The sequence below is a fragment of the Marinobacter sp. B-21 genome, from assembly GCF_056857895.1.
Genome location: NZ_JBSXNZ010000088.1, coordinates 283,202 through 302,560, shown reverse-complemented (window position 1 = coordinate 302,560; position 19,359 = coordinate 283,202). Strand labels below are relative to the sequence as shown.

General features: G+C 58.4%; 14 protein-coding genes. 6 read left to right on the top strand and 8 right to left on the bottom strand.

Translation table 11 applies throughout. The features are described 5' to 3' along the window. Positions 1 to 9: 9 nt before the first annotated feature. From AC13C0_RS19475 to AC13C0_RS19450, 6 genes are read right to left on the bottom strand one after another with little or no spacing between them, the layout of a single operon-like run. Positions 10 to 1,731, bottom strand: a complete 1,722-nt coding sequence (locus AC13C0_RS19475; RefSeq protein WP_341582198.1) for a BatD family protein — start codon at positions 1,729 to 1,731, stop codon at positions 10 to 12. Beyond that, on the bottom strand, positions 1,725 to 3,524 hold the full coding sequence (locus AC13C0_RS19470; protein ID WP_341582197.1) for a VWA domain-containing protein: 1,800 nt from the start codon (positions 3,522 to 3,524) through the stop codon (positions 1,725 to 1,727). Before AC13C0_RS19470 ends, AC13C0_RS19475 begins: the two co-directional genes overlap by 7 nt. After that, positions 3,514 to 4,542 (bottom strand): vWA domain-containing protein, encoded by a 1,029-nt coding sequence (locus AC13C0_RS19465; protein ID WP_117617568.1) that lies wholly within the window; start codon positions 4,540 to 4,542, stop codon positions 3,514 to 3,516. The genes AC13C0_RS19470 and AC13C0_RS19465 overlap by 11 nt, the downstream gene beginning before the upstream one ends. Next, complete coding sequence (locus AC13C0_RS19460) at positions 4,536 to 5,006, bottom strand: DUF4381 domain-containing protein (RefSeq protein ID WP_117617567.1); 471 nt, start codon at positions 5,004 to 5,006, stop codon at positions 4,536 to 4,538. Before AC13C0_RS19460 ends, AC13C0_RS19465 begins: the two co-directional genes overlap by 7 nt. Continuing rightward, positions 5,003 to 5,944, bottom strand: coding sequence for a DUF58 domain-containing protein (locus AC13C0_RS19455; RefSeq protein WP_117617566.1), 942 nt, complete (start codon positions 5,942 to 5,944; stop codon positions 5,003 to 5,005). The genes AC13C0_RS19460 and AC13C0_RS19455 overlap by 4 nt, the downstream gene beginning before the upstream one ends. A gap of 37 nt (positions 5,945 to 5,981) precedes the next feature. Next, positions 5,982 to 6,944 (bottom strand): AAA family ATPase, encoded by a 963-nt coding sequence (locus AC13C0_RS19450; RefSeq protein WP_117617565.1) that lies wholly within the window; start codon positions 6,942 to 6,944, stop codon positions 5,982 to 5,984. 165 nt (positions 6,945 to 7,109) lie between these two features. Between AC13C0_RS19450 and AC13C0_RS19445 the strand changes: the two genes are divergently transcribed. Both AC13C0_RS19445 and can read left to right on the top strand, forming a co-directional pair. Further along, positions 7,110 to 12,002 (top strand): NAD-glutamate dehydrogenase, encoded by a 4,893-nt coding sequence (locus AC13C0_RS19445; protein WP_482954902.1) that lies wholly within the window; start codon positions 7,110 to 7,112, stop codon positions 12,000 to 12,002. A 65-nt stretch (positions 12,003 to 12,067) separates the two neighbouring features. Beyond that, on the top strand, positions 12,068 to 12,748 hold the full coding sequence (gene can, locus AC13C0_RS19440) for a carbonate dehydratase (RefSeq protein ID WP_117617563.1): 681 nt from the start codon (positions 12,068 to 12,070) through the stop codon (positions 12,746 to 12,748). Between the two features lie 331 nt (positions 12,749 to 13,079). Here the strand turns inward: can and AC13C0_RS19435 are convergent, their stop codons facing one another. Continuing rightward, the gene (locus AC13C0_RS19435; protein WP_341582196.1) at positions 13,080 to 14,264 is read right to left on the bottom strand and encodes a Fic family protein; all 1,185 of its coding nucleotides are present in this window, start codon (positions 14,262 to 14,264) and stop codon (positions 13,080 to 13,082) included. 294 nt (positions 14,265 to 14,558) lie between these two features. On the opposite strand from AC13C0_RS19435, the gene AC13C0_RS19430 reads away from it, so the two are divergent. Beyond that, entirely contained in the window at positions 14,559 to 15,608 is a 1,050-nt protein-coding gene (locus AC13C0_RS19430; RefSeq protein ID WP_117617561.1) for a class I SAM-dependent methyltransferase, read from the top strand. Positions 15,609 to 15,773: 165 nt separating this feature from the next. Then, on the top strand, positions 15,774 to 16,919 hold the full coding sequence (locus AC13C0_RS19425; protein ID WP_341582195.1) for a class I SAM-dependent methyltransferase: 1,146 nt from the start codon (positions 15,774 to 15,776) through the stop codon (positions 16,917 to 16,919). Between the two features lie 13 nt (positions 16,920 to 16,932). Here the strand turns inward: AC13C0_RS19425 and AC13C0_RS19420 are convergent, their stop codons facing one another. Beyond that, complete coding sequence (locus AC13C0_RS19420; RefSeq protein WP_117617559.1) at positions 16,933 to 17,553, bottom strand: riboflavin synthase subunit alpha; 621 nt, start codon at positions 17,551 to 17,553, stop codon at positions 16,933 to 16,935. A gap of 156 nt (positions 17,554 to 17,709) precedes the next feature. Between AC13C0_RS19420 and AC13C0_RS19415 the strand changes: the two genes are divergently transcribed. Both AC13C0_RS19415 and AC13C0_RS19410 read left to right on the top strand, forming a co-directional pair. Beyond that, positions 17,710 to 18,606, top strand: a complete 897-nt coding sequence (locus AC13C0_RS19415) for a hypothetical protein (protein ID WP_341582194.1) — start codon at positions 17,710 to 17,712, stop codon at positions 18,604 to 18,606. Positions 18,607 to 18,666: 60 nt separating this feature from the next. Continuing rightward, entirely contained in the window at positions 18,667 to 19,344 is a 678-nt protein-coding gene (locus AC13C0_RS19410; RefSeq protein ID WP_341582193.1) for a TetR/AcrR family transcriptional regulator, read from the top strand. Positions 19,345 to 19,359 lie beyond the last annotated feature (15 nt).

Sequence of the window (19,359 nt, the reverse complement as noted above, 5' to 3'; positions counted from 1 at the left end):
CGCAGGCTCTTAGGCAAGCCCTCGGGGATAGAGCGGCGGCAGGTCAGCCCGGGCCTCCGGCTTTGCGGTCGCTTCCCTTATTTGCTCCAGTGCCCCGACCATGGGGCGTCCATCCCAGTCGTCCGTGCCGTGTCCGGGCGCGAAAAGGCGAGCCTGCAGTTTTCTGATCTCCGCGGTTAACGCCTCGTTCCGGAAATGGCTGGCAACGTCTGCCGCAGAATGAAAGCCGTGACCGGGTGTGTGCAGGCTGGCCCATTCCACCAGCAGTTCCGGCGTTGTCGCAGAACCGTCCCGGGCGGCCTTGATGAGTCGGTTAAAGGCGGCCCGATCATTTCTGTTTTCGCTGGTAACCGGCAGTTTTGCCGGATTCCTCCGTGACCGCCACCAAGCCAGCAAAGTGCCGCCCCATAGCACCGCCAACACCAGACTGAGCCATTGCCAGAGGCTGGTCCGGTCCGGAGCCTGGTTATCCGGCGAATCGGACGCCACGTTTTTTGCGGGTGTCTCCCCGTCTGTTTTAGCTGTGTTCTCCGGCGGTACTGCGCCAGCAGCATCAGGGCCCGTTACCGTCAGCGTTTTTTCCGGAATCTCAGCAACACGTTCGCGATCAGCTTCCGTGTCCCACCAGTGAATGCGGATGGCCGGCAGGGTCATCTGCCCGGCCTCAACGGGCACCAGGGCCACTGACTGCGTCAAGGATGAGGAAAGACCGTCGGGCATTGTCTCGGTGATTCGCTCGGGTTGTTCCGGATAACTCCTCAAACCCGGTGGTACCGCATCCGGCAGTGGCGGCAGCGTCTCCGAGGGCAGGTTGGCTGCTGTCAGGCGGATTTCCCGGGTGATGTTTTCACCAGTTTTGACGTCAAGAGTTGGCGGCAACCCGGCTTCTGTCAGGCTTACGCTGCTTGCCGGCAACCAGGTTTTCCCGGTGAACTGCGATGGCACCTCCTTGACCGGTATTTCAAACAGCTCCTCGCTGTCCCTGAGGAATTTAAGCTTGCCTTGGGCGTCCCGGGACTGCCCTTCAAACCGGATCGGCGGGAGCCTGAAGTTGCCCGGGCGCTGGGGAAACAGGGCATAGCGGCGTTCCACCACACGATAGCGCACCCCGTCACGGTAGCGTGAGAATTCCTGTTGCTTGCCGAGCGGTTCGATAACGACATTGGGGTGCTGGGGTTCCGACAGTTCGCCCCGGATCAGGTTGCCGCGGAAGAACAGGCGAATGGTCAGAATCAGTTGCTCCTGCACATAAACCTCGGCCTTATCGGCAGACAGTTCAATAAAGCTGTCACGGCCGGTGTCCGCCTGATCCGGTGGCGTGCCGTCCACAACTTCCACTGTGACAGGCTCGGAAACGGCGCCCTTGAAAGTGAGGGCGGGAATGGTGAGTTCACCGGTGGTTGTCGGGGCAAGCTGGTAGGTCCAGGTGATCTCACCCACCATCTGGTTGTTGATGGTCTGGATGCTGTACTGCTGGTTCTGCGCGAGGATCTCGAAATCCGGCTGTACCTTCTCGATATCGGGTTTGGGCAGGTTGGACATGTCGAAATCGAACAGGTTACCCAGGTTGATATCGATTTCCATACTGCCTTTGACCGTCAGGGTCATCACCTCACCCTCGTAAAGCCGGGTTCTGTCTGGCTCGACTGTGAGCTCTTGCGCCTGGACCGGCAGCCAGATTGCCGCCAGAAGAAAAAGACAGACAGCCGCTGTGATCAACCGTTTTACCATGGTGTATCGCCCTCATCGGATGGAGTCTGGCGTTGTTGATACTGTTGCAGAAACTTGCGCTGTAACAGGCCGCCCGGGTTGTCGGGAACCCGTCTGAGCGACTGCTCCTGGCTCTGTGTCAGGGGTGTTTCAGAAATTGGCGCAGGAGCCCGGGGCTGGTTCGTCTGTGACTCCTGTTCTCCCGATGCCTGTTCCGGAGTCTGCCCCTCCTGTTCATCCCTCTGCTTATCCGGTTCGCCTGGTTCTTCGCGGTTCCCGGATGAACGCTGGCTGTTCCCGGAGTTCTGCTGCTGCTCGTTGCCAGAGTCACCGGGATTTTTATCGTTTCCCGGCTGGCTCTGATTATCCTGCGGCTTGTTGCCATCGCTGCCCGGGGATTCTGATGGGTCTTTCTGTTTGTTGCTCTGACTGTCACCATTGCCCTGATTTTTCTGCTTCAGTAATTCTTCGACAATCTTCAGATTGTGGCGGGCATCTTCCATATCCGGACTCTCTGCCAGGGCATGATTATAAGCTGCGAGGGCCTCTTCGAGTTTGCCGGCTCTGGCCAGTGCGTTGCCCCGGTTGTAACTGGCGCGGGGCCCTTCGGCCCGGGAAAAGACCTGGGCGGCCGCATCATACTGGCCAGACCGATACAGTGCGGAGCCTTTCCATTCGGGATCATCCAGCCGGGCGGCTGCCTGCTTCGGATCGTTCTGGATCAGTTCGGGGGCTCTCTGATCCTGGCGCTGCCAAAGGTCGGCCCAGGTCATGGCTGCTGCCGGCTGTGGAAACGCCGGTAAAAGCACCAGGGCCAGGGCGGTAAATGCGCCCCGGCGCCATCCCAGAAGAATCAGGGGGGCGGCCAGCCAGAGCAGCCAGTAACCGTCATCCTGCCAGCGGCTGACGGTCAGCCCTGCACTTGTATCCTGCCAGCCACCGGTGTCTTTCGGACTGAGTTCAAGGGATTCAATATCGGTGTTGTTGAGGGTCAGTTCGTGGCTCTGGCCCCCGGTGCTCCGGGCCAGTTCCGACAGGGCATCGGGGGTGGCACGGCTGATCACAATTTCGCCGTTTTCACGAATGAATCCGCGGCGGGCCAGGGGAATGGGGCCACCTTCTTCGGTTCCCACAACCAGGCTGTTGAGCGCATATCCGGTTTCGGACAGGGTATCCCGTATTTCAGGCCAATAGCGTTCACTGATCTGGTCGGTGATTATCAGAATCCGGCCGTCACCCGGTGCACCCTGTGTCAGCAGATCGGCCGCCCTGGCGATGGCAAGGTCAGCGCGATTGCCGGTGGCTGGCATAATCACCGGATCAAGCACGTCCAGCATGCCCTCAATGGTTCTGGTATCGTCGGTCAGCGGTGTGACCACGTGGGCATCACCGGCGTACACGAGCAGCCCGGTCAGGCTGCCCTGCCGTACCGCGAGAATATCCCGGATTTTCCGTTTGGCCCGGGTCAGACGGTCGGGTTCTACGTCTGTTGCCAGCATGGAGAGTGAGAGATCAAGTGCAATCACAAGGCTGTCACCCGGCTGTTTAAGCGGGGTAGGCGCTTCCCGCCATGCTGGTCCGGCAAGGGCAGTGGCCAGAACGACCAGGGCAATGGCAGCCGGTAACATAGGGGATTTCGAGGTTCTGCCTGATGTGCCTTCGTGGCGTATGACAGGCGACAGCAAGCGGGCCGGAATGAGCCGGGACCAGCCGCTGTCCCCCAGATGTAACTGGCGGAACGCCAGATACATCAATGGCAGCAGGAGAACCAACAGCAGCCAGAGCGGGCGCAGGAAGTGAAAATCAGCCAACATCCGGTTCCCCCTCTCTTTGCTGGCGACGCGTGGCCATTATCTGGCCCATCCGCCGGTACAGAAACAACATGCCCCACAAGGCCACCGCAAGGCCGGCGGGCCATGCATAGAGTTCAGTGACAGGGCGGTAGTATTTGCCCTCCAGTTCGATGGGCTCCAGCTGATCAATGCTTTCATAGATGAGCTCAAGCTCCGGCAGGCTACGGGCCCGGAAATACTCGCCACCGGTCTGCTGGGCCATCCGGGTCAACAGGCTCTCATCCAGATCGCGGGACGGGTTGACGCGGCGCGACCCCAACAGGCCACGTTGCACTATGGACTCTGCGCCGATGCCGATGGTGTAAATCCGAATGCCGGCGGCAGTGGCAATCTCGGTGGCCTTGTCCGGTGTTATTTCGCCGGCGGTGTTGGCGCCATCAGTGAGCAGCACCATCACTCGCTGGCCTTCGGGTCTGTCCCGGAGCCGCTTGGTGGCAAGGCCAATGGCGTCACCGATGGCGGTGGCACGGCCGGCCATACCGAGGCCGGCTTCCCGCATCAGGGTTCTGACGGTTTCAAGGTCAAAGGTCAGGGGCGCCTGGACGTAGGGTTCGGTGCCGAACAGGATCAACCCCAGCCGGTCGCCCTGGCGGCGGGAAATGAAGTCATCAAGGACCCGCTTTACAGCTTGCAGCCGGTTAATGCTCCGGCCCTGAAGCACCATGTCCTGCTCATCCATACTGGGAGAAATATCCACCACGAGCATCAGGTCCCGGCCGGACACCGGCATCTGCGTTTGTTCGCCAACGTGCTGCGGCCGGGCCAGGGCAATGACCAGTAATACCCACATCAGGAGCAGCAGCAGTTTCTGCCACAGCGGCACAGCGTTGCCCCGGCGGCTGACGCCGGGCAGGTCTGACAGCCAGTGGCCAACCGGCAGAACCGGCGCATCCACCGACTGCCCCTGAGGTTTGCGCCATTGAAGCAGCAGGGGAATGATGACCAAAGTCAACACCCAGGGCCAGGCAAGGTTCAGCATTTCTGGCCTCCCAGCCACAGTCTGGCAAATGTCAGTGCCTGAGCAGGCTCGCTTGAAACCGAAGGCCGCCAGGCGCTTTCTACCAGGGCCTCAGTCACCGGTCTTGAGGCAACCCGGTGTTCGGGGGCTGTGGCTAACAGGAATTCCACCCAGGCATCACCGGTCAGGGCTTCCGGGTGCGATTGAGGGTATCGTTCCCGGGCGGCCTGCTTCAGGAGCGTATTCAGTTGCACAAACCATTGGGGATCGGGGGCCGCTGAGCGCTCCAGCATGGCCAGTTCCGACTGTGCCGACCGGAGCCAGCGGTTCCTGCGCCTGCGCCTGAGGATCAGCCAGGTCACTGCAGCGATAAGAGCGATCGCCAGAATGGCCAGAATCCACCAGCCGGGCGCCGGTGGCCAGAAACCTCCAGGACCGGGCAGGTGAATGTCTCTGAGTTGGCTGAGCGGGTCTTGCGGATTCACCCGATTCGCCCCCCTGGTCCGAGCAGTGATTTCAGGGCCACCGCTGGATCGTCTCCGGTCGAAACAGTTGCCGCAGTAACGCCAGAGGTCCGGAAGCAGTCTTCGAGCTGCCGTTCATGGCTGGCCACCTTCTCATGCCAGGCCCTCTGGAAGCGCGGATTGGCGGCATCAAACCAGACCGGGCCGTCCGGGCCCGCTACCGCGAACCGCCCGGTTTTTGGTAATTCCCTTTCCAGGGGGTCGACAACTCTAAGTGCACTGACAGCATTGTGGCGGGCCAGGGCGCCCAGCAGTTTCCCGGTCTCCGGGGAGATCTCCAGAAAATCGCTGATCACGAAAATCCGGCTGCCGGTATGGGCAACCCGGCGTGCCTCAGTCAGGGCGGTATCCAGTCTGCCCTGGCTGGCACCTTCATTCAGCGCCGGTTCGTGACTCGCCCGGTGTTGCTGCTCCGCCAGGGTATCCAGCAGCCGTAGTACCGATTTCTTGCGCCGGGCCGGGCGCTGAACGCTCAGTGTTTCACCATTAAAGACAATGCTCCCCACCTGGTCTCCGGACCAGAGAGCCAGCCAGGCGAGGATAGCGGCAAGCTGGGCACAGCGCACCTGTTTAAAGGCGCCGGTACTGGCAAAAAACAGGCTCGGGCCAAGATCGCACAACAGCAGTACCGGCCGTTCCCGCTCTTCCTCGTAGAGCTTGGTATGCGGCGCCTGGCGCCTGGCGGTTACCCGCCAGTCAATACTGCGGATGTCATCGCCGGGCTGGTATAGCCTGACTTCGGCAAAGGCCATGCCCCGGCCCCGCTGGGGCGATCGCTGAAGGCCGGCCTGACGGGAACGTGCCGGCCGTGCCGAAGGCAGCTTCAATGCCCTGGCATCCGCCTGCAGGCGGATGAGATCCGCCAGCCTGATGTAGGTTGCTGTGTCGGTGTTCGGCATTCCTGACGGCTCCCGTGAATTACTTCCGTCGTCGGTTTCAGGCACTCACCGGAACACGTTCGATCAGCCGCTCGATCACGGTGTCTGCAGTCATGCCTTCGGCCTCGGCCTCGAAGGTCAGCAGAATGCGGTGGCGCAGCACATCAAAGGCCATGGCCCGGACGTCGTCGGGCGTGACATAGTCGCGGCCATCAAGCCATGCCAGGGCTCGGGCGCAGCGATCCAGGGCGATAGTGCCGCGGGGACTGGCGCCGAAGGCGGTCCAGCGGGCGAGTTCCGGGTCCAGGGCTGCCGGGTCCCTGGTCGCCAGAACCAGTGCGAGCAGGTACTGCTCGACCGCCTCTGCCATGTAGATGTCGGCCACCTCCGTCCGGGCCTCAAAAACCTGTTGGGCCGTGAGGCGGAGGTCTGTCTTTGGCATGCCCTGCCGATAATCGTTCCGGGCGAGCTGGAGAATGGCTTTCTCAGCTTCCGCCGACGGGTAATGGATGACCACGTGCATCAGGAATCGGTCCAGTTGCGCTTCGGGCAGCGGATAGGTGCCTTCCTGCTCAATCGGGTTCTGGGTGGCCATCACCATGAACGGCTGGTCCAGAGCGAAGGTGCGCATGCCCACGCTGATCTGTCTCTCGCCCATGGCCTCCAGCAACGCCGATTGCACCTTGGCGGGCGCACGGTTGATCTCATCGGCAAGCACCAGGTTGTGGAAAATGGGGCCGCGCTGGAACTCAAACTGTCCCGTTTCCGGCCGGTAGATTTCGCTGCCGGTGACGTCTGACGGCAGCAGGTCCGGAGTGAACTGGATTCGGTGGAAATCCCCTTCCAGGTGTTCTGCCAGGGCCTTGATGGCGGTGGTTTTAGCCAGGCCGGGAGCCCCTTCCACAAGCAGGTGACCGTCTGCGAGCAGGGCGATCAGCAGGCGATCCACCAGTTTTTCCTGCCCGATTATCCGTTTGGCTAACTGTGCCCGTAACTCACCGAACGTATGCTGTAACGACATTGGAAGTGACTGCTCCCTCTCTGTTTGAGGTTTTTCCGGAGAAACCCGTATCGTGCGTAGGTAGTTGCCGCAGTTTTGGCGTCTGGCCGGCAAAAATCAAGGGCTTGACTATGCTTATGTGACGATACTGCGATTACGTTTATTTCACACTAACTGAGGTCGACCATGAATGCGCTGACAGTGGCCAGCAAGGATCAGTTCTTTGAACAGTTGGCTGACGCCTTTGCAAAGAAGATTACCAAAACCGAAGCCAAAAGAATCAGCGAATTTGCCAAGCAGCATTATGCGCACATCCCCCTGGAAGAGCTGGTCAGCCGACGATTCTCAGATACCTACGGTGCCGTACTGGCGGCCTGGCAATTTCTGCAGAAGCGCTCCGCCGAAAAAACCTCGGTTGCGGTTTTCAATCCGGACCTGGAAAGCGACGGCTGGGAGTCGACCCATACTGTCGTTTTTATTCTGCACCCCAATATGCCGTTCCTGATTGATTCCCTGCGCATTGCCATTAATCAGCGCGAAATCGGTACTCACTCGATCCAGCACTCAATTCTTCAGGTCGAGCGGGACAAAGAAGGCAAACTGAAGAAGCTGCACAGCACAAAAAAGAGTACCTCCGGATCCGCCTATGAGGCCTTTATCGTTCTGGAAATTGACCGGCACAGTAACCCCGAGGATCTCCGGGATCTGGAAGACACGCTGCAGAACGTGCTCCATGAAGTCCGGATTGCAGTATCCGATTTCCCGGTGGTGACCGAGAAGGTGACCGAGATTATCGGGGAGCTGGACAGTACCACCGCCGGTATCAACGACGAGCAGAAAGCGGAGGCCCGGGCGTTTCTTGAGTGGCTGGCACGGGATCACTTCACCTTCCTGGGTTACGACGAATACGATTTTGCCAAAGACAAGAGCGGAATGGTGGTCCGGCGGGTCGAGAATTCCGAGCTGGGTATCCTGAGAGTCAACAACGAGCGGCCGGACAGGGTGCGTCTAAACGAGCTGCCCCAGCGCACCCGGCATGAGATGACCCGGACCGACGATATCTTTATCTTCGCCAAGTCGGCCCAGCGTTCAAGGGTTCACCGCCCGGCCTACCCGGACTATATCGCGGTCAAGAAGTTCGACAGCAAGGGTGAGGTTGTTGGCGAGCGTCGCTTCCTGGGGTTGTATACCGCCCGGGTCTATAACGAGCGGCCGGATGAGATTCCGTTGCTCCGCCGTAAATTCCAGAGTGTGATAAAGCGCTCCGGGTTCCTCCGGGATGACTACGCCGGCAAGGAGCTGGAGCAGATTCTGACCCTCTATCCCCGGGATGAGCTGTTCCAGATCGAGCCGGACGAGCTGCTGAAGGTGGCCAAAAGCATCCTGTACATTCAGGAACGCCGCCGTATTGAGCTGTTCATGCGGGAGGATGTTTATGGCCAGTTTGTGACCTGCCTGGCGTTTTTCCCGAGAGATATCTACAACACCGAACTTCGCCTGAAAGTGGAGCAGGTGCTGGTTGACCGGCTCGGCGCCGAGGACGTTGAGTTTGTTACCCATTTCTCGGAATCCGTGCTGGCCCGGGTCCAGTTCACCATCCGTGTACCCCAGGTTGAAAACCGCCAGCTGCCAACGGCCGAAATCCGTGAGAAAGTCATTGAACTGGCGCAATCCTGGCGTGACGGCCTCGCCGAGGCACTGAGCGAGGCATACGGTGAAGAGCAGGGCAATGAGCTCTACCGGCTCTGGGCCGGCGGCTTCCCGGCCAGCTATACCGACATGTTCTCGGCCAGGCGTGCTGCGATCGATCTTGAGCATATCTCGGCGTCCGCCATCAAAGGCGACCTTGCCATGAGCTTCTATCGGGCGCTGGAAGAGGATGAGAGCACACTGCATTTCAAGTTATTCTATCCGGACGAACCGCTGCCCCTTTCAGACGTGATGCCGATCTTCGACAATCTGGGCTTCCGTGTCATTGGCGAGCATCCGTTCGAGGTGACCGACCGCCATAACAAGACAGTCTGGATTCACGATTTCACCCTTCATGCTCACACCGGCGATGTGGTAGACATTCATCGTATCCGGCCGATTTTCGAAGAATTGTTCCGACGGGTCTGGTACGGGGAGGCCGAAAACGATGCCTTCAACCGGATGCTGCTGTCCTCATACATGAGCTGGAGGCAGATTGCGCTTCTGCGAACCTATGCCCGTTATATGCGCCAGATCCGTTTTTCCAACAGTCAGACCTTTATCTCCAATACGCTGGTGAACCACGTTGAGCTGACGCAGCTGCTGCTGGAGTTCTTCGAAGTTCGTTTCAACCCGGAGCGGTACCAGAGTCCGGGCAAATGCCAGGCGGCCCAGCAAAAGCTGGAGATCGAGTTCAATGCGGGTCTGGAAGAGGTGGAAAATCTCAGTGAAGACCGTGTGCTACGGCTTTTCCTGGAGCTGATCCAGGCCACCCTGCGCACCAACTATTACCAGCAGGATGAAGCGGGCGGCCCCAAACCCTATATCAGTGTGAAATTCGATCCATCCAGGATTCCGGATGTACCCCTGCCGCTGCCAATGTTCGAAATTTTCGTCTATTCGCCGCGGGTTGAGGGTGTGCACCTCCGGGGTGGCAAGGTCGCCCGTGGCGGCCTGCGCTGGTCTGACCGGTTTGAGGACTACCGTACGGAGATTCTGGGCCTGGTGAAGGCTCAGCAGGTCAAGAACGCGGTGATCGTTCCGGTGGGCGCCAAAGGCGGTTTTGTTGCCAAACGCCTACCGGACCCCACGGACCGGGAAGCCTTCCAGGCAGAGGGCATCGAAGCCTATAAAACCTTTATCCGTGGTTTGCTGGATGTTACCGACAATCTGGTCGATGCCGGCATTCACCCACCGGAGCGGGTGATCCGCCACGATGAAGATGACCATTACCTGGTCGTGGCGGCAGACAAGGGCACGGCAACCTTCTCGGACATCGCCAATGGCCTGGCGGCCGAATACGGCTTCTGGATGGGCGATGCCTTCGCCTCCGGTGGCAGCAATGGCTACGACCACAAGAAGATGGGCATTACCGCCCGGGGGGCCTGGGTCTCGGTGGAACGCCATTTCCGGGAGATGGGCATCAACCCGGCGCTGGATGAATTCACCGCCATCGGCATCGGTGACATGGGCGGCGACGTTTTCGGCAATGGCTTGTTGTCCTCGGAGAAAACAAAACTGGTCGCTGCCTTTAACCATGTCCATATCTTTATCGACCCGACCCCGGATCCGGAGCGGAGTTATATAGAGCGTAAACGATTGTTCGCGCTGCCCCGTTCCGCATGGACCGACTATGACAGCAAGCTTATCTCCAAAGGCGGCGGGGTGTTCAGCCGGAACGCCAAGTCGATTCCTGTCAGCCCGCAAATGAAAAAACTGCTGGGCATCAAGCCGGACCGGGTGCCGCCGAACATGCTGATATCCCATATTCTCAAGGCACAGGTGGATCTGCTCTGGGTAGGCGGTATCGGCACCTACGTGAAGGCAAAAAGCGAATCCCACAGCGACGTCGGCGATAAAGCTAACGATGGCCTTCGAATCAATGGTTCGGAGCTGCGCTGCAAGGTTGTCGGCGAGGGCGGTAACCTGGGGTTGACCCAGCTCGGGCGTATTGAGTACGCCCTCAGGGGCGGGCGCCTGAATACCGACTTCATCGACAACTCCGGCGGCGTTGATTGTTCAGACCATGAGGTCAACATGAAAATCCTGCTGAACCGGGTGGTGGCCATGGGTGATCTCACCGGCAAGCAGCGCAACATCATGCTTGAGGAAATGACCGACGATGTGGCGGAGCTGGTGCTTAAGAACAACTACCGCCAGACCCAGGCCATCAGTATTGCCAACGAGGATGCGGCGACGCGCCTGGAGGAATACCGCCGACTGATGAACACCTTTGAGAGTGAGGGCAAGCTGAATCGGGCTCTGGAATTCCTGCCGGATGACGAAACCCTGTCTGAGCGCAAGCTGGACAAAAAAGGGCTGACCCGGCCGGAGTTGTCGGTTCTGATCTCCTATGTGAAAGGCGATCTCAAGCAGACCCTGATTAACAGCACGCTGCCGGACGATCCGATGCTGGCGGGTGAAATGTACAAGGTGTTCCCGCGGGATCTGACCCAGAAATTCTCGAAAGAGCTGGGTGAGCACCAGTTGCGCCGTGAAATCATTGCCACCCAGATTGCCAATGACATGGTTAACCACATGGGTATTACCTTTGTGGAGCGGCTGAACCAGTCCACCGGTGCTGATGCGGCCTCCATAGCACTGGCCTGGATCATTGCCCGGGATGTTTTCCGCATCGATAACTGGTGGGACAGGATTGAGAATCTGGATTTTCATGTGCCGGCCCAGCTTCAGATGCAATTGATGCAGGACCTGATGCGGCTGATGCGCCGTTCGGTGCGCTGGCTGTTGCGCAACCGTCGCGCGGAACTGAGTATCCAGAATCACATGGAACGTTTTGCCGACAGCGTCTGGGCCATTACCGCAGGACTGCCGGAGTATCTGGGAGAGCAGGCCCGGATCACCTGGGAAAAGCGGCATCAGGCACTGGTGGAAGCCGGATTACCGACAGAGCTGGCTTCCGTGGTTTCCGGTACCGGGCACCTGTACTCGTCCCTCGGTATTATCGAGGCACAGGAAGCGTCAGGAATGCCGTTGAAAACGGTCGCCAATCTTTACTACGAGCTGGGTGACCGCCTTGATCTCAACTGGTTCGCCAATGCCATTGCCGCTCTGACTCCGGCTTCCCACTGGCAGGCCCTTGCCAGGGAGAGTTTCCGTGAGGATCTGGACTGGCAGCAGCGGGCTTTGACCACGGGTGTACTGAGGCTGGCAGAAAAACCGGCAGACGTACCTGTCTGTGTGGAGGGCTGGATGGCGCGGCATCACCAGATGATCGGTCGCTGGAAAACCATGTTGTCCGAGCTTAAGGGCGTGAGAGAGCCGGAGTATGCGATGTTCTCAGTGGCCTTGCGGGAGCTTCTGGATCTGGCTCAGGCTACCATGCATCAGCCTCATGACGAGGTTGAGGTTGAGGCTCAGACAAACTGAGTATTGCTTTGAGACCATGATTCCCGTTCAATCGTCGGCGGGGAATCACTAAACGGAGTAAGGTAATGGGTCAGCTTGACCATCTTCTGGAAAAAAACCGGTCCTGGGCAGATGGCATCAAGGCCCAGGACCCCCAGTTTTTCCATCGCCTGTCCAACCAGCAGGCACCGGAATATCTCTGGATTGGCTGTGCGGACAGTCGTGTGCCGGCCAACCAGATTGTCGATCTGCTGCCCGGTGAGCTGTTTGTTCACCGGAACGTGGCCAACGTGGTTGTGCATACGGACTTCAACTGCCTGTCGGTGCTCCAGTTCGCCATTGATGTGCTTAAGGTCAAACACATTCTGGTGGTCGGGCATTACGGTTGTGGTGGCGTGAGAGCGGCACTGCTCAACGAGGGCTTCGGGCTGATAAGCAACTGGTTGCGACATGTGCAGGACGTGCGTGACCGGCACCAGAAGGTGCTGGATACCCTGCCGGATGTGCAGGACCGGGTAGACCGGCTGTGTGAACTGAATGTGGTTGAGCAGGTAGGGCATGTGTGCCAGAACAACATCGTCCAGGAAGCTTGGAAGCGTGGCCAACCGCTGACGGTTCATGGTTTCGTCTATGACGTTGCGGACGGTATTCTCAGGGATATGGGGCTGTCGGTTTCCGGCGAAGAAGGTCTTGAGCGTGTCCGGCAAACCAGCCTGGATGAGTTGGTTTTGAGGCCGGTGCGCTCCGGACGCCAGAAAACCGTCTAGCAGGAAATGTAAAATTGCGTCAAAAATTCGTGATGAGTGTCACTTCCTGACCCTCGGTGTCATCACAGTTGGTCACCTCCCGTTTTGGTAGAGTAACTGCTGCTGTAAGCGAGGAGGTGAACCGTGAAAGAACTGATGCAAAAAGCCCTGACAGCCTTCAGCCATCGTAAGGGTGTCTCCGCCGGGTCAGATGAGCGCGCCCGGGGGGCGCAAGCCTTCTGATAACAGGCAGCCCGAGGACTGGGGTATGTCCCCGGAAGATGCTCTCCGTGTGGGCACCGTTGCCCGATACAAGTGACCCTTGCCCGCTGTTATGTGTGTCTGGCCTCCCTCACCAGAGGTGAGGGAATAGCATTTCGATTGAGCTTGGTGATAAGGCGAGTGCGACCGGCTTTTTCGCAGGTGCCTCAACTAGTCCGGCATCAGACATTTGCGAAACAATCGTCCGCAAAGTCCGTTCGCTGGTTTCTAAACTTCTCTGCAAGTCAGCGCGTTGTTGCGGTCCGGAACGCAGAAGCTTGAAATATACTTCTTTAGATTCAGGTTTGAGTGGCTTTAAAGTTTCGCCTGTTGATGACAGTAGAGCGCCCCTGTTCCTCATTTCAAAATAATAGTTAATTCTTTCATCCAGTTTTTTCGGTTCGAGAAGTGCCGAAAAATACTTCACCTGGTCAAGCGCAGTATCAAGAAAGTATTCGGTAAACTGGAGAAGTCCCTTGTCCGACAGTATACCCCGGCCGTCTGTAGAGCCTTGTCTTTCCATATCGGCCCGACTCAAAGCCTCGTAATATGCGTCTGTATCTCTTCCAAAGCCACGGCACATTGACCAAAGTCCATAGCCCCCGAGACCTGAGCAATGCATATAATTGTCAGTGAATAGCCTCCCCACACGACCATTTCCATCTAAAAACGGGTGAATCCACATAAACCGATGATGCGCTGCCGCAGCGGCAAAGAGGCGATTAGTTCCATGGATATGTGCTGGATTAAAGACTTTTTCGAACCAGCCCATATATCTGGATATCTCTTGATGCTCGGGAGGAACGTGTTTTCCTACCTTTACGTTTCGGGTTCGAAACTCGCCTGGAGTAATAGGTATGATTTCATCGGTGTCAGGATTTTTTATTTCAAGAAACTTTTTGGGCAGCCCTTGGTAGAACTCTTTATGGACCTCTCTAAAGAATTTGCTGGTGCAGATGACACCTCTGCCAATTTCCAGGTTTGCTAGCCGGGCTTGTACCTCAATGTGCTGCTTTATTTCGAGCAGGTCATCCGAGGGATCGTTCGCCCCGCCTTCCTCCTGTGCATGCAGTATCTCTGCAGGGTGAGTTGGGTTTCCCTCAATTTTATTGCTATAAAAGGAGTTGACCACCCTAAGTAGTTTGACCATGGGAAGGCGTAGCGATTCCGGGATGTTGGCGTTCAGCGCAGAATCAAGGGTGTAGAGCTCCACTACGGCATCTTGAAGCTTACCGGGAGCGTTTTCTTGCGATACGAAAGGCGTTACTGATGTCATTTGCCGGTATCCAAAACTTTAACTATATGATTTAAAATGAAAATAAATTTCAAATTCGATTATTTTGCCGGTTAATTTACCGAATTATACGCACGTGAATACACATAGCAAGTGCAGGCACGGCAACACCCTTCCCATTGCGCCTTGGGCTCCATTCCAAGGGCGCGCATGCCGCAAGCCTTCGTTTCCTTTCGTTCTGAAGCCCCCGGGATCTGGCCCGCCATGGGAGACTCGACGGCGCATTCCGGTTAAAGTATCCCGTTTCCGAGCCACCCAAGCGGGATTGTCTGTTCAATGTCTCTACCCAATTCCCACGAAGCCCTGTTGAAGAATCGCCACCTGCTCACAGGGGAGGTGGCCCTGTTGGGTGTTACTTCCGCTGGCCTGTTGTCTGAGCTGTCTGAGTACGGCGGCATGGCCATGAGTGAGCATGCGGGTGTGTGCGAGACTCTGCGGGGGCGGGACAACTGGAAGGTCGCCTTCGGTTACGATGATCCGACCTTTGATGCGGGTGCCTTCAACACCCTTGTGGTGTTTTTGCCAAAGGCTCGGGCCGAACTGGAGTTGCGGCTGGCACTTGCCCGTTGGCTGGCGGCAAAAGGCGCCCGGCTGGTTGTGGTTGGCGAGAAAAAAGAGGGGATTGCCGGGGCTGCCAAACAGTTGAAAGCGGTGGCGCCACTGGCGGCCAAGGTAGACAGTGCCAGGCACTGCCAGGTGTGGTGTGCGGAAGCCGTTGAACCGCTGGCAGAGTTTGAGCTTCAGGAATGGATGAGCTGGACGGGCATGGAATGCGCGGGTATTCACCTGGAGGCCGCCGGGCTACCGGGAATCTTCAGCCAGGGAGAGCTTGACGACGGCACCCGGATGCTGCTCGAAACCCTCAGCGACCACCCACTGCGCGCCAGTTACATTCTCGATTTTGCCTGTGGTGCCGGGGTGATCGGCGCCTGGCTCGATGCCTGGCAAAAGCAAATGGAACAGCCGGCAATCACCGTTGACGGGGTGGATGTGCAGTCCCAGGCCGTGACCTGTGCCCGGGCAACCTATCAGCGTAACGGTGTTTCCGGTGAAATAATGGCGTCGGATGGCCTGACCCGTGTTGAAGGTGTCTGGCCGGCGATACTGAGCAACCCTCCCTTCCACAGCGGCGTGAGAACCGATATGTCCATGACCGAGCGTTTCCTTCGCGAGGTTGCACGCCATCTCCGACCTGGCGGTGAGGTTCGCCTGGTCGCAAACAGTTTCCTGCCCTATGAGCCCCTGATGAAGCGGTGTGTCGGCCCGGTTGAGCGGTTACGGGAAGATCGCCGGTTTACGGTATACCGGGCTTTTCGCCGGCCCTGAATTAAAAAAGCCCCTGGGGTGAGGGGCAAAAGGTTCGCGTCCAGAACAACGGAGCAAACCGGAAAAGGGATGTTCAGCGTGAACATCTGTAACCTTAGGGTTAATTTCTAGAATAATCAGCCTAAAATGGCGACTTTGTGACAAAACGCCCGCAGGATGCCTGAAATGACAACTGCCGAACTGGTTTATGCCGACGGTGAACTGACCCTGAGCCGGCCTGGTACCGACGACCCGACGCTGCGGGCCTGGGATGCGGCAGACGAGCTTCTGCTTGAAGGGTGCCTCAACGCTGCCAATGGTGTTACGGAGCCCAGAGTCCTGATCGTGGATGATCAATATGGTGCCTTGTCACTCGGGCTTTCCGGTCTGTCACCGGTGATCGTTGCCGACAGCGCGACCCTGTTCGCAGCGCTGGATGAGAATGCTTCACTTAATCCTTCCCTGAATGCATCTGGCCAGGTGCACAGCTGGATCAACCCGCCTGAAGGACCGTTCGATCTTGTGGTTATGCGAATTCCGCGGCAGGCGGACTATCTTGCCTGGCTGCTGCGCTGGCTCAATGGCGTAATGGCAGGATCCGGTGTCCTGCTGGCTGGAGGCATGATCAAGCACCTTCCGGCCAGAAGCGTTGATGTCTTTGCTAAAACCGTGAACACCGAGAAGGTACTGCCGGCACGAAAAAAGGCCCGGGTCATTCGTTGCAGGAAAGGGAGTGAGCTTCCTGGAGATTGGCCGGGGACCTGGAAAGGCTATCTGTTAACCGGGCAGAGCGATCGCAAGGTTGAGGCGTTACCCGCGGTGTTTGCAAGGGAAAAGCTGGATATCGGTACCCGGCTGCTCCTGCCCCGCGTGGCAGAGGCGGTGAGAGATGCCGAACCCGGTGCACGGGTTCTCGATCTCGCCTGTGGCAACGGTGTGCTTGGCATGACGGCTCTGGCAGAGCGGCAGGATCTGCAGGTGTGCTTCAACGACGTATCGAGCCAGGCGGTGCTCAGCGCCAGCCACAATGTCGAACGGGCATTCCCGGAAGCGGAGGTGGCCTTTGTGCACGCCGACGGTATTGAACCCGGACAGGGAAGATTTGATCTTATACTCCTGAATCCGCCGTTTCACGAAGGAGGCGTGGTTGGCGATCATATCGCCCTGCGCCTGTTCGGGCAGGCCGCCCGACATCTGTCGCCGGGCGGCAGGTTGTTGATGGTCGGAAACCGCCATCTGGGCTATCACCGCAGCCTGCGCCGGTATTTCTCATCTATACATCAGCTGGATGCCAGCCCTAAGTTCGTGGTCTTCCGGGCTGGCAATCGCTGACAGACCGGGCTGGTTAAAGGGTGGGTGCCGGACCGTCATAGCCCAGTCGTGCCAGGGTATCCACGATGGTCTGGGTCTGGCTGTCTATTTCAATATTCACCTGCTGGCCTTCCTGAACCGAGGCAAAGGTTGTGGCCCTGAGGGTTTCCGGAATCAGGTGGACACTGAACCGGTTGCCCCGGGCTTCGCCAATGGTCAGGCTGGCGCCGTTAATGGCAATGTAGCCCTTGGGGAAAAGGTAGCGGGCCCACTCATCAGGCACTTCAAACCACAGGGTGACATTGTTCTCCGGGCGCAGGATTTCCACGATCTTTGCGGTGGTATGAATGTGACCGGACAGCAGGTGCCCGCCAATCTCATCCCCGATACGGGCGGCGCGTTCGAAATTTACCGGGTCCCCGGCTTTCAGATGCCCCAGTGTGGTCAGTTTCAGGGTTTCCTGCATGGCGTCGAAGCAGAGCGCGCTGCCTTCATGGCGCGTTACGGTCAGGCAGGTGCCATTGATGGCCACGGAAGCTCCGATAGAGACACCGTCGAGTTTATCCTCCGGGAAACGGACAATATAGGTGCTAAGACCGGGTTCGGCAGTGACCTCTTCAATGGTTGCGACTCCCTGAACAATGCCTGTGAACATAACCTGACCTCATAAAATGGTGTGCGGCTGCCGGTTTGGCAGGAGCGCACAGGATAGCGAGCGGACCGCCCGGTGCCAAGGCGGCGGTAAAGGATTCAAGAATCCGGTTTGATGGTCGATACTTGTTAAAACCGTCTTTATTCCGGACAACCTGTCATGGCCGAAAACCAGAGCAAAGCCACGCAAGCAGATGCGCCCGCCCAGGCTCCTGTGCTGCGGCCCGGCCGGGCAGCGGATCCTGTGCCCGCGGCGGCGCCCACCGACGCCCAGCCTTCAGTCCCGGCGCCTGCCCTGACCGGAACGGTAGGCGTCACAAAGCCCGGGGAGGGTTCAGGCGCTGCCGTTGCCCCCGATGCCCCCGATGCCAGGGCCGGCGAGGGTGGTGATAAAACCGATGGCAGTACAGAGCGGGTGGTGGCGGAGTCGAGGCAACGCAAACTGAGGCTGATGCTGCGGCAGTGCGACCGTGTTCTGTTGATGGATTTCGACCTGCTGGCGATGAATGACTGGCCCGACAACTACACTCTGGCCGAGGCGCGCCGAAGCCGGGACCTGTGGCTTTTCAGTGCGCTGCTTGCCGCGGTCGTCTTTCTCGGCGGCTTGACCGGGGTTGTGCCGGCCTGGATCGCGGGTGGCGGTTTCGGGGTCTTTGTGATGATCCTGCTGCTCGGAATGCCCGCTGTTCGTCGAATCTACACGTCGAAACCGTCCTACCTGGATTTCCTTGTCACCCGTCAGCGGATGCTTCGGGAGGCCAGGCGGCATGCGGCGCATCTGGAAGGCGCCGACGGGCTGATATGGCAGTGTGCGCAGATGTCCGATTTTAATCCGGCTCTCAGGAATTCGCGTTTCAGTCATTTGCTGAGACTGTCTGAGAGCCGCATTCTCCCCCGTCAGCTTACCCGGCGGGAGTACGTGCGCCTGTATCTGATATACCTGCTGGAGGCGGAGAAGGCCTACAGCCGGGTTCAGAGGGCATTTTTTGAGGGCAATCAGAAAGCCATTGACCATGGCTGGCAGGATGTTGCGGCGGAACCTGCGCCCAGAACTTGACATAACTGCGCCTCAAACGTATGTTTCAAACAGACGTTTGCTAGAGGCATTGAAAACAAAATGGCACAGTCTGATACCGTTGACCGGATTCTCGATGCAGCCGAAGAGCTGTTCGCCGACCGGGGTTTTTCAGAAACCTCGCTCCGCATGATTACCAGCAAGGCTAAAGTAAATCTGGCCGCTGTCAATTACCATTTTGGTTCAAAAAACGCTCTGATTCATGCCGTCTTCGCGCGTTTTCTGACGCCGTTTTCCGCAACTCTTGAAAGCGCGTTCGACGAACTTGAGGAGCGCTGTGCGGGCAAGCCGCCAACATTGAATCAGACGCTCTGGGCCCTGACGGAAAGCGCGGTACGAATGCCCCAGCGGAACGAGAAGGGCATTTCCATCTTCATGCGCCTGCTGGGTCTCGCCTACACCCAGTCCCAGGGGCATCTCCGGAAGTTTCTGGAGCAGGAATACAGCGAGCCGTTCGGCCGTTTCATGCGCCTTCTCAAGGAAGCAACGCCGCAGTTGTCTTCGGTCGACCGGTACTGGCGCATTCAGTTCATGCTCGGAGCAACCGCGTTCACCATGTCCAGCAGTGACGCCCTGCGCGATATCCTGCAGAACAAGCTGGGTGTCGAAACCACCGTTCAGGAAATTGCCGCCCGGCTGGTGCCCTTCCTGGCCGCCGGCATGCAGGCAGAAGACGCCGTGCTGATTCCCTCGTCTGGCAGCAAGGTCTCGGTTGCCTGAGTTCCTGCCTCTCGG